Annotated in this window: 12 protein-coding genes and 1 other RNA gene; 1 reads left to right on the forward strand and 12 read right to left on the reverse strand. The window is 58.6% G+C overall.

Annotation, left to right across the window (positions count from 1 at the left end; translation table 11 throughout):
* Positions 1-312: 312 nt before the first annotated feature.
* From LOY36_RS03555 to LOY36_RS03605, 11 genes are all read right to left on the reverse strand, one after another.
* Entirely contained in the window at positions 313-681 is a 369-nt protein-coding gene (locus LOY36_RS03555) for a DUF6124 family protein (protein WP_019651036.1), read from the reverse strand.
* A 227-nt stretch (positions 682-908) separates the two neighbouring features.
* Positions 909-1,949, reverse strand: a complete 1,041-nt coding sequence (locus LOY36_RS03560) for an EamA family transporter (RefSeq protein WP_309475229.1) — start codon at positions 1,947-1,949, stop codon at positions 909-911.
* A gap of 144 nt (positions 1,950-2,093) precedes the next feature.
* Complete coding sequence (locus LOY36_RS03565; protein ID WP_018929441.1) at positions 2,094-2,351, reverse strand: hypothetical protein; 258 nt, start codon at positions 2,349-2,351, stop codon at positions 2,094-2,096.
* A 35-nt stretch (positions 2,352-2,386) separates the two neighbouring features.
* Positions 2,387-2,755: a DUF6124 family protein gene (locus tag LOY36_RS03570; RefSeq protein WP_258672327.1), complete on the reverse strand. Its 369-nt coding sequence runs from the start codon at positions 2,753-2,755 to the stop codon at positions 2,387-2,389.
* A gap of 302 nt (positions 2,756-3,057) precedes the next feature.
* Positions 3,058-3,455: a transfer-messenger RNA gene (gene ssrA / locus LOY36_RS03575) on the reverse strand.
* A gap of 116 nt (positions 3,456-3,571) precedes the next feature.
* A complete protein-coding gene (locus LOY36_RS03580; RefSeq protein ID WP_019582464.1) occupies positions 3,572-3,847 on the reverse strand; it encodes a hypothetical protein in 276 nt (91 codons plus the stop codon).
* Positions 3,848-4,065: 218 nt separating this feature from the next.
* Entirely contained in the window at positions 4,066-6,876 is a 2,811-nt protein-coding gene (locus tag LOY36_RS03585; RefSeq protein ID WP_258672328.1) for an FAD-binding and (Fe-S)-binding domain-containing protein, read from the reverse strand.
* Entirely contained in the window at positions 6,873-7,544 is a 672-nt protein-coding gene (locus LOY36_RS03590) for a lactate utilization protein (RefSeq protein WP_018929465.1), read from the reverse strand. Before LOY36_RS03590 ends, LOY36_RS03585 begins: the two co-directional genes overlap by 4 nt.
* Positions 7,544-8,998: a LutB/LldF family L-lactate oxidation iron-sulfur protein gene (locus LOY36_RS03595; RefSeq protein ID WP_019651062.1), complete on the reverse strand. Its 1,455-nt coding sequence runs from the start codon at positions 8,996-8,998 to the stop codon at positions 7,544-7,546. The genes LOY36_RS03590 and LOY36_RS03595 overlap by 1 nt, the downstream gene beginning before the upstream one ends.
* Positions 8,995-9,819, reverse strand: coding sequence for a (Fe-S)-binding protein (locus LOY36_RS03600; protein WP_258672329.1), 825 nt, complete (start codon positions 9,817-9,819; stop codon positions 8,995-8,997). Before LOY36_RS03600 ends, LOY36_RS03595 begins: the two co-directional genes overlap by 4 nt.
* A gap of 151 nt (positions 9,820-9,970) precedes the next feature.
* Complete coding sequence (locus LOY36_RS03605; RefSeq protein WP_258672330.1) at positions 9,971-11,662, reverse strand: lactate permease LctP family transporter; 1,692 nt, start codon at positions 11,660-11,662, stop codon at positions 9,971-9,973.
* Positions 11,663-11,924: 262 nt separating this feature from the next.
* On the opposite strand from LOY36_RS03605, the gene LOY36_RS03610 reads away from it, so the two are divergent.
* The gene (locus LOY36_RS03610) at positions 11,925-12,692 is read left to right on the forward strand and encodes an FCD domain-containing protein (protein WP_018929469.1); all 768 of its coding nucleotides are present in this window, start codon (positions 11,925-11,927) and stop codon (positions 12,690-12,692) included.
* A 142-nt stretch (positions 12,693-12,834) separates the two neighbouring features.
* Here the strand turns inward: LOY36_RS03610 and smpB are convergent, their stop codons facing one another.
* The gene (gene smpB, locus LOY36_RS03615) at positions 12,835-13,317 is read right to left on the reverse strand and encodes an SsrA-binding protein SmpB (RefSeq protein ID WP_018929470.1); all 483 of its coding nucleotides are present in this window, start codon (positions 13,315-13,317) and stop codon (positions 12,835-12,837) included.
* Positions 13,318-13,420: the final 103 nt, after the last annotated feature.

Genomic DNA, 13,420 nt, shown 5'->3' on the forward strand with positions numbered 1-13,420 from the left:
CAATCAGCTCGGAGTCGTCACGGCTTGCAGGAAATTTCTGAAAACCCTGTCCTGTAAGTCGCTTGGGCGAAAACGTGGCTGTGGCTACTCTGTCGTCTATTGAGTCGACAGTAAGTTGCAGATTATGAAACCTAGTGTTGAGTCGTCTGACACTGCATTGTCTCGTATAAGTAACATTCAGCTTCAATTGTCACGCATACAGAACATCCCTACCCATTCAAAGCCCAAAAAGGCACCTGCGATATTCTCGTCAGGTGCCTTTTTGTGTTGGGGGAGCGGTAAAGACTCCATTCGATCAACGAGCGCGATCACTCAGTGAAGAACGGGAGGCTCTCCCGCGGCCACCGACGCGTTCGGATCAAGGTTATCCTTCGCTCGGTTGACCAAAAGCTCGGTCAGCATCGTCAACTGCTGAAGCGCCAGTGCCACATTGCGCTGTGGGCCTTCGAGTCGGTTGGCAAAGTCCAGCGTCATGACGTTGAGGGACGCCAGGGTTTCGCTGGCGTGAGCGAGCAGGGTGGGCATGTCGACGTCGGGGCGGACGCTGAAGATGTTCCTGTTCAGGTTGCGCCGGCGGGCGCTGACGGAGCGTTCGGTGGTTTTGGGCTGTTGGGTCGGGTCGAGGGTTTCAGGCTGTGAAGTGGCTGGGTTTTTCAGTGGGATTCGGGTGATCTTTTTCATAAGGGCGTTCCATTGGTTTGGGGATCCTTACGTAATTTCGGCTTGTTAAAACCATCCGCAGGGTCGCAGCGAAGGGTGAAGACTATCTTCCAGAAATGGTGTTCGCCAGTTCATGGCAGTCGCTACGGGTTGCGGGAAAATTCCCAGGATGACGTGGTTCTAATCTGTCAGAGAAATCCTTTTTCACTACTGTTGGCCCTGAGCAACCGCCACGCCGTCTCAGTCGCTCAGTGTTGGTGCCTGTGATGGATATCGGGATAGTGCGGATGACTGTGTTTAATGGGAGCGTGGTCGTGTAAATGGCTATGAGGTTCAGTGCCGTCCCACTCAAAGGCATGTTCATGTTGATGGTGTTCATCGTGAATATGCGGATGGTCATGTGTTTGCGGATCGTGTTGGTGCTCGTGAGAATGGCTTTCGGTCAGGTGTATCCAGACGCCAACCCCCATCAGGCCTGCGGCCACCCAAAACACCCACGTCACCGCTTCGTCTAACAACAGGATCGAAATAGCGGCCCCCAGGAACGGTGCAGTAGAGAAGTACGCACCTGTGCGCGCGGTGCCAAGCCCCCGCAAAGCCAAAACGAATAGCACCAGGCTAACGCCGTAGCCCAAAAAGCCTACGAGTAGCGTTGGCCCCAATAGAGATAACTCGGGGAGATGCATGCCAAGAGCAATCCCCAAAGCGCAGTTGACGACCCCGGCGACCAATCCTTTGATGCCAGCGATGAACAATGCATCCGATGCGGAAACCTTCCGGGTAAGGTTGTTATCGATGGCCCAACAAAAACAGGCAATCACCACGGCGACCGGGCCAACCCAGCCATGGATCCCTGCGGAAGTTTGAGGCCAACCCAAGAGCACGCCACCGGCAACGATTGCGATCATTCCAGCGACGATCCGCCGGTCGGCGTTCTCCTTGAACAGCATCCAGGCAAGCAGGGCGGTTAACACCGCCTCAAGGTTTAGCAACAGCGAAGCAGTGGTAGCTGATGTGAGGGTAAGGCCAAACATTAAAGACACCGGCCCCAGCACGCCGCCGAACGCGATAGCGCCAATGAGCCATGGCCATTCGGAAAGGGTTAAGCCGACAGGTTGCCAGCCGCGATCGCGGATCAGCCGGGTAACCGTGAGACCCAAGCCACTTCCCAGGTAAAGCAAACCGGCGAGCAAGACGGGTGAAACGTTCAGCCCCAGGACCTTGGCAAGCGGTGTACTGGCACCAAACAGCGCTGCAGCACCCAAGGCGTATAAAACGCTTTTGTTCATCATCTGTTCCGTAGCAAAAGGCATGGTTGAGAAACACGATACTCGTCATGCATCGACAGCGCATTGAATCGAATCCACAAAAAAGGCACCTGCGATAGGCTCGTCAGGTGCCTTTTTACGTTGGGGGCGCGGCTGCCGGAATCGTTAAGACGCTGAAACCTGCCTCTGCAACCGCCGCCCCACCACATCCAGCAAATCGCAACCATCGCGCAACGAAGTCACCAATACCCGCGCCAGCTCACTGTGAACGCCTTCGCTTACGGCGAAGCTCTCCAGTAATTGAGTCGCCGTGCGGATGCGGTAAGCCGCCGTTTCATGCAGCACATCCAGCGGCGCTTCGGTGTCGATCAGCAGCGACGCGATAGTGCAGTCGATGCCGGTGATCGGCATGTATCGATCCATGACAAAACCTCCATTCGATCAACGAGCGCGATCACTCAGTGGCAGACGGGTTCGACCGCCGGCATGGGCGAATCGAGATTATCCAGCGCTCGATTGATCAACATCTCGGCCAGCACGGCCAGTTGCTGCATCGCCAACGCCACGTTGCGATGCGAGCCTTCGAGATGGTCGGCCAGGTCGGTGGTCATGACGTTCAGGGAGGCCAGGGTTTCGCTGGCGTGACCGAGCAGGGTGGGGGTGTCGACGTCGGGGAGGATGGTGAACACATGGCTCACGGGATCGGGCTGTTTCGGGTTGCGCAAGCGGGCGCTGACGGCGCGTTGGGTGGCTTGGGAGAGTTGGGTCAGGTCGAGGTCTTCCGACTCTGAAAGGGTTGGGTTTTCAAGTGGGTTGGTCTTTTTCATTGAGGAACTCCGAAAGGTTAGGGATCCCTACGCTTTTCGGCCTGTCAAAACCGTCCGCCGGGTTGCAGCGAAGACGGAAGGTTATCCTCTTGGATTGTTACTCGCCAGTTCATGAGGTTCGCCACAACTTGAGGGAATTTTCCTAGGACGGGGCGGATGCCAGCCAGAATTTTTTTGGAAGGAGGTTCTGGATTTGTCGTGGCGTTTGGGGGGCGACGCTGGGCTGGCTGCCGATGGGTGCCTGGACGCCAACTCCCAGATGCAACAAAGCCCGCACTTGGCGGGCTTTGTCGTTTTCGGATTGGTGGAGCCGGGGGGAATTGAACCCCCGTCCGCCAGTACTCCGCTGTCGGTACTACATGCGTAGCCGTGTCTATTAAGTTAACCCTCAGCGACCCGACGGGCAGGGTGCTTTGGGCGAGTTGTGTAAGTTTTAGCCGCTTCGTCCACAACGTACTGCACGGCGATTCTGTTCTATATGACAATCACTTTGGGTTTACAGACATCCCCTGATGATTGCTGGACCCGAAGGTACCAGAAGCTCAGGATCTAAAGCTGCTTACGCAGCGAGAGAGAATTCCTGGCCGTAGGTTTCGTCATTGGCAACTATAAGTAGTTGCAACAGTGGATTTACGACTTCTGTTACCAAGTCGGCATGCACCTAAAGTTTCGCAACCGGCGTCGAATCCAAAGCGGCCCCGAACCTGCTGTGCATAACCAGCAGGTAAGCGAAGTGTACGCCAATACGCGCGCCGAGTCGACCTTCTGTCCTTACCTGTGCGTCAGGGCCGACGCCGGATTGGCTCTGGCCCGGCCCTAATGGCTATTCATGTGGCTTTGAATGTCCTGAAGCGCTTGCTGCGCCAGGGAAACACACTCTCTGTCGTTGTTGGAGGCGTGGGCGGCCTTGGCTTGTTCGGCTTTGGTGACGACGACACCTTTGGTGGCGGCATCCAGCGTGGCTGCGCTGGACAGCTTGCTGTTGACCTCCTGGAGCTTCATTACGCATTGATCGCTATCGTTTGAGGCGTATGCGGAGGAGGCCAGCATTGTTGCAGCGATGAGCAGTCCAGCCAGGGCGGAACGCTTCATGGGTATCTCCTGGAACGGGGGTGGGGATTGGGCCACGCTGATTGGGGCTTAACAAATGGACTGTGACGGCGTGCAAGGGTTCTGTTTTCGCTTGCGAGGGAGTGAAAGATTTTCCGGGAGGAGGGTGCGAAAAAGGGGCAATAACGCCTAACGCACAATCCCTGTGGGAGCGGGTTTGTGCATTATGCGTTAATGCCCCTTCTTTTTGTGCTTCGGTGTCAGACCGCTCTAGCCCGGGTCACCCGATCCACCAGATAGACCAGCCCGTGGTAGTCAATTCCACCGTGTCGTGTCAGACCAATTTCACAGGTGCGGCTGGTGGAAATCCCTTCGCTGCATTGCTGTACCGCGTCTTTCAGCGTGCGTAACGAATGCGCGTTCAATTCCGGCGTGGTGAAGCCTTTGTCGCCAGCAAAACCACAGCAGTGAATGCCTTCCGGAATGACTACGTTGTTACTGCACTTACGCGCCAGATCGATCAACGCTTGGCTTTCGCCAAGATGTTGCGTGCTGCACGTGACGTGTACCGCGATCGGTGCTTCCTGCGGGGTGAAGTCCAGTCGGTCCATCAAATGCGTACGAATGAAACGCACCGGGTCGTACAGGTCCAGTCGTACGTCGCCCAGGTCCTGAACCAGCCTCAGCGTGCAGGGGCTGGTGTCGCAGTAGATCGGGTCGAGCCCGCCGCGGCTGGCATGCAGTAGTGCGCCGATCAGCTCCTGACGTTTGTGTTCGGCCTGTTCGGCATAGCCCTTGGACGCGAATGGCTGACCACAGCAGAGGTTGTCCTGATTGTCTGGAAAAACTACCTGGTAACCAGCCTTTTCCAGCAGGCCACGGGTTTTGTCGTACAGCGACATTTGCTCTTTATCACCTGCCGTCGGGCCCATGACCCGCGACACGCAGGCCGCGAGGTACACCACCCGAGGGCGTTCGTCCGACACGCTCGGGCTGAAGCGAATGGCCTTTTCCGGTTGTGGCATGGCGTTGGTCCATTGCGGAACCTGGCCTTTGGACAAGCGGGTCAATGTTGCCGAAAGCTTCGCCAAACGTGATGCCCCCAGCAGCATTCGTGCACCGTTGGCGACGTGCAAGGTGAAGCGCGCGCCTTGTAACGCAGTGGCGAAATTGCCTTCAATCCAGTTGGCGGTTTTCGTATGGCTCGCGTTACGGCTACGGAGCTTTTTCACCAGCTCGCCGGTGTTGATGCCTACAGGGCAACGTTGTGCACACAGGCCTGTAGCGGCGCAGGTATCGATGCCCTGATATTCGTAGGCCTGTTCCAGTTCGGCGGTGTCCATGCCGGAGCGTTTCTTCGCCTGGATGTCACGCCAGATCACGATGCGCTGGCGTGGGCTCAGCGTCAGGCCTTTCGACGGGCACACTGGTTCGCAGAAACCGCATTCGATGCACTTATCCACAATCTCATCGGCGGCGGGCAGCGGTTTCAGATGTTTGAGGTGGATCTGTGGATCGTCGCTGAGCACTACGTCCGGGTTGAGGATGCCGTTGGGGTCGAGCAGGCGTTTGAGCTGCCACATCAACTGGTAGGCGTCGCTGCCCCATTCCAGTTCGACGAAGGGCGCCATGTTGCGACCAGTGCCGTGTTCGGCTTTCAGCGAACCGCCGAATTCCACGGCCACCAACTGTGCTACGTCGTCCATGAACGCCTGGTAGCGTGCGACTTCTTCCGCGCTGTTGAAGCCTTGGGTGAAGACGAAGTGCAGATTGCCTTCCAGGGCGTGTCCGAAAAGGATCGCTTCGTCGTAGTGATGTTTGTCGAACAGCTCGATCAGGCGATTCACGCCGATGGCCAGTTGTTCCACCGGGAAGGTCACGTCTTCGATGATCACCGTGGTGCCGGTTTTGCGTACCGCGCCGACGGCGGGGAAGGTGTCCTTGCGGATCGCCCAGAGCCGGGCGTTTTCCACAGGGTCTTCGGTGAAGTCGACTTGTTTCTCTACCGGGAAGCCGGTCAACGACGCCATGATCTGTGCCAGTTGTTCCTGCAGCAAAGTGGAAGAGGCGGCGCGGGATTCGATCAACAGGGCGCAGGCGTTAGCCGACAGTTGTTGTACGAAAGCCGGCATGCCGGGTTTGTCCTGCACTGAGCGCAGGCTGCGACGGTCCAGCAGTTCCACGGCCGACACCGGTTGGCTTTTCAGGACGGTGACGGCGTTGCAGCAGGTTTCCACGTCCGGGAACACAATCAGCGCCGACGCCTTGTTCGGGTGATCGATCACCGTGTCGTAGGTCACCGCGCTGATGAACCCCAGCGTGCCTTCGGAACCCACCAGCAAGTGGCTCAAGATATCCACAGGCTCGTCGAAGTCCACCAGGGCATTGAGTGACAGCCCGGTGGTATTTTTCAGACGGTATTTGTGGCGAATTTTCGCAGCCAGTTCGGCATTGGCGCGGGTCTCGCGGCCCAACGTCGCCAGACGCTCCAGCAGTTCGGCGTGGCTCTTTCGGAACGCCGCAACACTGCTGGCGTCTTCGGTATCGAGACGGCTGCCATCGGCCAACACCAGACGAATGCCGGCCAGGGTGTGATAGGTATTTTGCGCTGTGCCGCAGCACATGCCGCTGGCATTGTTGGCGACGATGCCGCCGATTTTGCAGGCATTGATCGACGCCGGATCCGGACCGATCTTGCGTCCGAACGGTGCCAGCCACGCATTGGCCTGGGCGCCGATCACGCCCGGTTGCAGACGGATTTGCGTGCCCTGGCCACGGATCTCGCGACCGTTCCAGTTATCCCCCAGCACAATCAGCACCGAATCGCTGATGGCCTGGCCGGACAGGCTGGTGCCAGCGGCGCGGAAGGTCACCGGGACGTGGTCCCGTTGCGCCAGTTTGAGCAGCGCCACTACTTCGTCTTCGGACTCGACGCGGATCACCAGTTTTGGAATCAGCCGGTAGAAACTGGCGTCGGTGCCGAAGGCCAGGGTCGACAGCGGATCGTCGAAACGTCGTGCTTCAGGAATCAGTTGCTGCGCATCGCGCAGAAAAGCCGTCGGTAGACTCATTGGTCCTCCAGGATCAGAACCACCAAGTCTTTCGGCCCGTGGGCTCCGTAAGCCAGCACCTGCTCGATATCGGCAGTCTTCGACGGGCCGGACACCAGCAAGGCGTTGGTCGGCATGCCTTGGGCCCATTCGAATTCCTGCTGCACCTGATAGAAGTTGTCGCGGATCTCACTGGCCTTGAGCAGGGCGAAATGCACCGGCGGCACCAGGCTCATCAAGCGCGGTTCTTCCCGCGTCGGCCAGAGAATCAGGCTACCGGTCGCGGCGATCGCGCCGAGGGTGGTGGTCAGGCTGGCCGGGGTGTCGTTGAACAACTCGGCTTTCCATTCCTCGACCGGGCGGTTGTAGGCTTTGAGCGCTGGCAGGCCAGGATTTTTCGCCCAATGCTCGGTGATGCGTTGCCCGTGGGGCGTCGTCGGCGCAATCAGCAGGCTCGGCAACTGGCGGTCCCGCAGCAGTTGCGCGAGCAATTCGGGCCAGCCTTCCCTGGACGTCAGATGAATTTCGGTGTGCACCGCTTCCATCAGTTTGCGCAGTTGCGAAATGCGTTGTTCCGGCGTGTAGGTGTAGGGCTCGGTCACCAGTTCGACATCGAAGTTGTCAGCCACCGGCGTGGTGCCCGTCAGACTGTTGCGCAATTTGGCGAGGATATTTTGTTTGGCGCTCATCAACGGTCCCCTTGTTTGGCCAGATGCTCGCGGGCCATGTCATGCAGTGAGCGGGCCGCGGGTTTCGGTGCGCTATGGTTCTGGGTCCATGGGCCGACGTTGCTCGGCGTCAGCGCTCGCAGGCGAGTGGCGAAGAAGCCGAACAGGCGATAAAGCGTTGGCGAACTGTTGAGCCTGGCCCAGGCGTTCCAGATAAATCGCTCTTTGCGCGAATACTTGCTGCCCTGACCGCGCATCACTTGATGTGGGCTGTCCGGCGCTTTGACGTTTTCTTCCCGCAGGCGACGCAGCAATGCAGGAATCGGAATTTTTACCGGGCAGACTTCACCGCAGGCGCCGCATAACGACGAGGCACTTGGGTGGTCGGGGACTTTCGCCAGGCCGACCATGTGCGGGGTGATGATTTTTCCGATAGGCCCGGGGTAAACCTCGCCGTAGGCATGGCCGCCGATTCGGGTGTAGACCGGGCAATGATTCATACAGGCACCGCAGCGGATGCAGTTCAGGGTCTGGCGCAGTTCGCTGTCGGCAAATGCCTGGCTGCGACCGTTGTCCAGCAGCACCAGGTGCACTTCCTGTGGGCCGTCGAGTTCATGTTCCTTGCGCGGGCCGGAGATCATGTTGACGTAGGTGGTGATCGGGATGCCCAGGGCCGAGCGGGTCAGCAGCGACAGGAGCGGCACCACGTCGCGCAGGTTTTCCACGACTTTTTCGATGCCGGTGACGGCGATGTGCACTGGCGGCACCGTGGTGGTCATCCGTCCGTTGCCTTCGTTTTCCACCAGCAGCAAGGTGCCGGTTTCGGCCACGGCGAAGTTGACGCCGGAGACGCCAATGTCGGCTTCGAAAAATTTCTGCCGCAAGACTTTGCGACCGATCTGAATGAGTTGGTCAACGTCCTTGGTGTACTCCACGCCAAGTTTGTCGTGGAACAAGGACGCGACCTGACCGGCATTCTTGTGGATCGCCGGCATAATGATGTGTGAAGGCTTCTCGTGGTCGAGCTGGACGATGTATTCGCCCATGTCCGACTCCAGGCATTCAATGCCTTGAGCTTCGAGGACATGGTTCATCTCCATCTCTTCGCTGACCATCGATTTGCCCTTGATCACTTGCCGCCCCTCGTGAGCGCGGATGATCGACAAGACGATGCCATTGGCTTCGTCCACCGTTTCCGCCCAATGCACTGTCACACCGTTGCGGGTCAGGTTCTGTTCAAGCTGCTCGAGCAGGTCGGGCAGCTTGGATAATGCACGGGCGCGGACCGCATTGCCCAGCGCTCGCAAATGTTCTCTTTCATGGGCATCGCTGAAGGACGCTGCCCGTTTGTTCATCAGTGAATCCATCGCGCTGCGAAAGTTGTTTCGCAATTGCGTGTCAGCCAAAGCCTTGTGAGCCCGGCTGCGAAAATCTTCTTCTACGGCGACCGTAGGAATAATCGTGGAGCTGCTCATCGGGCACCTCCGGTACGCAACCAAAGGAAGCTGGCCAGATGCTGACCGCGCAACGCTTCCTGTTGTTTCTCCAGCGAGCCGTTGATGTTCATCAGGCAACCGCAATCGGCACTGAGTACCTTGTGCGCGCCGGATTCCTTCAACGCACGGGTCTTGTCAGCCACCATCGCACCGGAAATATCCGGCATACGGACGCTGAAAGTCCCACCAAAGCCACAGCATTCACTTTCGTGGCTGTGGTCGACTCGCTCCACGTTGCTCAGCTGCGCCAACAACTCACGGCCATGCAGGTGGGTGTTCATTTCACGGCGTGCCGAGCACGACGTGTGCAACGCCACTTTCACCGGTTCGCCGCTGTCCTTGAGCTGCACCTTGCAGACAAACAGCAAGAACTCGGCAAGTTCGTAAGTCCGTGCCGCGAGGGCCTGAACCTGTTTCAGCGTTTGCGGTTCGTCCTTGAACAGGTCGGCATAGTGTTCGCGCAACATGCCCGCGCAAGAACCCGACGGCACCACCACCGGATAATCCCCGGCAAACAACGCCAGTTGCGAGCGCGCCACGGTCCGGGCCTGTTCGGTGTAACCCGAGGTGTAGGCCGGTTGCCCGCAGCAGCTTTGCCCTTGCGGGTATTCGACACGAATGCCCTCGCGTTCCAGCAGGTGGATCGCGTCCATCCCGGCTTCGGGGTAGAACAGATCCACCACGCAGGTCCCGAACAGGTACACCCGTGACGGTTTTTCGCTGGGGTATTGCCGAGGTTCAGGCAGTGGCGGGGCGACGCGGGTCGCGTTCGGCACAGCGTTGTAAAAAAGCTCGCTCATCAGGCGTGTCTCCGGGTGGTCCCGGTTATCCGTCCGCTGAGGCTGCTGAATATAGAGAGAGAAGCTTTCAGCAGCCTTGCAGACCCGGTTGTGAATAGCTGACGCCGGGGGCGTAACCCAGCGTCGGTTTTTTCCGTGTGGCGTGTAGTGCTTAGTGCACCAGCATGCCGGTGAACCAGTAAGCCTGGGCCAAGGTGATCAGGCCGACGATCGTTGCAAAGAATAGGCTGTGCTTGAGGGTGAAGCGGAACAGATCTGATTCTTTGCCCACCAGCCCGGTCGCGGCGCAGGCCACGGCGATCGATTGCGGCGAGATCATTTTGCCGGTCACCCCGCCGCTGGTGTTCGCCGCCACCAGCAAGGTGTCGTTGACGCCGATCTGGTGCGCGGTGGTCGCTTGCAGCGAACTGAACAGCGCGTTGGACGAGGTATCGGAGCCGGTCAGGAACACACCGAGCCAGCCGAGGAATGGCGAGAAGAACGGGAACGCCACGCCGGTGCCTGCCAATACCAGAGCCATGGTCGACGACATGCCTGAGTAGTTGGTGACGAAGGCGAAGGCCAGCACCATGCCGATAGACAAAATCGGCCAGCGCAGTTCGTAGAACGTCTCTTTTAAAGTGGTCAGACCAGTTTTAATGTTGACCTTCAGCACCAGCATCGAGATTAGCGCGGAGAAGAAAATCGCCGTGCCGGTCGCGGAAACCGGATCGAGTTTGAACACCGCCGGAATCGCTGTCGGGTTGGTTACGATCGGCGCAACCTTGATCACCATTTGATCCAGGTGCGGGATCGCGAAGTTGAACACCCAGCCATACATCGAGCCGCCGGCGGCAAACATCGCCTTGAACGGTTTCAGCGTCCAGATAGTCACCAATACGGTGAGGATCAGGAACGGCGACCAGGCTTTGAAAATTTCCCCCAGGCTGTAAGGCGAAGCCTCGGTGGTGCGCGGTTGGCCGAAACCACCGGTGCTGGCCACCACGGAAGCCGAGACTGCGCCGACGATGTGCGCGCCCGCAGCGCGTTTTGGCTGCCAAATTTTCAGGAACAGTGTCAGGGAAATCAGGCTGACCAGCGCCGAGGTGATGTCCGGCAGTTCCGGGCCAATGAAGTTCGAGGTGAAGTATTGGGTGATGGCAAAACTCAAGCCGGCCACCAACGCAGCTGGCCAGGTTTCCCGAACGCCGCGCAGGCCGTCCATCATGAACACCAGCCAGAACGGCACGAACAGCGACAGCAACGGCAGCTGGCGACCGGTCATGGCGCCGATCTTGAAGGCGTCGATGCCGGTGACTTGCCCGGCGACGATGATCGGAATCCCCAAGGCGCCGAAGGCCACCGGCGCGGTGTTGGCGATCAGGCACAGGCCGGCGGCGTACAGCGGGTTGAAGCCCAGCCCTACCAGCAGTGCGGCGGTAATCGCTACCGGTGCACCGAAACCGGCGGCACCTTCCAGGAACGCGCCGAAGCAGAAGCCGATCAGCAGCACTTGCAGGCGCTGGTCGTCGGTGATCGACAGCACCGAGCTGCGGATCACTTCGAACTGGCCACTCTTGACCGTCAGTTTGTAGAGGAACACCGCTGCCACGATGATCCACGCAATCGGCCACAGCCCGTAGGCAAAGCCATATCCAGCAGCGGCGAAAGCCATATCGACCGGCATCTGGAAAGCGAAGATTGCCACGGCAATGGACAACGCCAGGGTGATGCTGCCGGCCACATGGCCTTTGAGGCGGAACACGGCCAAGGCCAGGAAGAAAAATACGATGGGAATGACGGCCGCGAGTGCGGACACGCCGAGACTGCCGAGCGGGCTGTAGAGCTGTTGCCAGGTTTGCATATGGGGTGGCCCCTAATTGTTGTTGGTCAGGCACTGGTCAGCGTTCTTGGTTAATTGGTAAGACCAATTTACAATCGCTGTTGGCTAGGGTAAAAGCCTTGGAGGCGGTGTGTCAATTTGCCGCCCTAAAACTTTTGTCGAATGAGCAGTGCAAAACGCATCTGATCTGTTCGATCAAGCGTCGTCTGGTAGGTGCTGGCGCAGCGCCGATAGGCCAGAATAGAGAGCCCGGCGAGCCGCCGGGATCGTGGAGAATTGAGTGATGGGGTTTGATCAGATTCGGCAACGCCGTTTGTCTGACGATATTGTCGAGCAACTCGAGGGGATGATTCTCGAGGGCACCTTGAAGGCTGGTGAGCGCCTGCCGGCAGAACGTGCGTTGGCCGAGCAGTTCGGCGTGTCACGCCCTTCGTTGCGTGAGGCGATTCAGAAACTGGTGGCCAAAGGGCTGCTGGTCAGTCGTCAGGGCGGCGGCAATTATGTGGTGGAATCCTTGGGCTCGACGTTCAGCGATCCACTGCTGCATCTGCTGGAAAGCAACCCCGAGGCCCAGCGCGATTTGCTGGAGTTTCGCCATACCCTGGAAGCGTCCTGTGCTTACTACGCAGCATTGCGCGCCACCGACGTCGATCGCGAGCGGCTGACGGCAGCGTTCGACGAGTTGCAGGACTGCTATTCGCGCCACGACGAAGTGAGCCGGGCGGAAGAGGGCGCGGCGGATGCAAATTTTCACTTGGCGATCGCCGAGGCCAGTCATAACGCAGTGTTGCTGCACACCATTCGCGGACTGTTCGACCTGCTCAAGCGCAATGTGGTGACCAACATTGGCGGCATGTACAAACAGCGCGTCGAAACCCGTGACATGCTGATTGCGCAGCACCGAGAGTTGTACCAGGCGATTATTGAGGGGCGGGCGGAAGAGGCACGAGAAGTGTCCAGTCGGCACATTTTGTATGTGCAGGAAGTGCTGGAAGAGGTGCGTCAGGAAGTGCAGCGCATGGCTCGGGCGGAGCGGCGCAAGGGGATGTGATCGTTCTTTAACGCAAAAGATCGCAGCCTTCGGCAGCTCCTACGGATTTGCGTGCATCCGATGAATCGGGCACAGCGATCACTGTAGGAGCTGCCGCAGGCTGCGATCTTTTCGCAAGCACCACAAAACTCAAGCAGGAAAATTAATCTTCCTTGCCCTTGTTCCGCACCGCACGCTGCAATTCACGACCGGCGTCGCGTTCGCGTTCGGTATCGCGCTTGTCGTACTCCTTCTTGCCCTTGCCCAGAGCAATCTCGCACTTGACCATGTGCTTGCTCCAGTACCAGGACAGGCATACGCAGGCGTAACCTTTTTGCTGCACGGCAGCGGCCAGCTTCTCCAGCTCGCGCCGATTGAGCAGCAATTTTCGGGTGCGGGTCGGATCAGCGATAACGTGGGTGCTGGCCGTCGTCAGAGGCGTAATGTGGCTGCCGAGCAGCCAGGCTTCGCCATCTTTGAGCAGTACGTAACTGTCAACCAGTTGCAGCTTGCTTGCCCGCAGACTTTTTACTTCCCAGCCGGCCAGGACCAGACCAGCCTCGAACCGATGTTCGATGAAGTAATCGTGTCGCGCCTTTTTATTTTGCGCGATGGTCCCTGTTGGGTGTTTCTTCTGTTTAGCCATAGGGGCGGCATTATAGGGAGTTGCGCGCGAGTCGGCTACGGTGACGCTACGTGCTTGAGCAGGTTGATTGAATCCCGGACAATGCGGCCTCTTTTTTGAACGC

The organism is Pseudomonas sp. B21-019, assembly GCF_024749225.1.
GTDB lineage: Bacteria > Pseudomonadota > Gammaproteobacteria > Pseudomonadales > Pseudomonadaceae > Aquipseudomonas.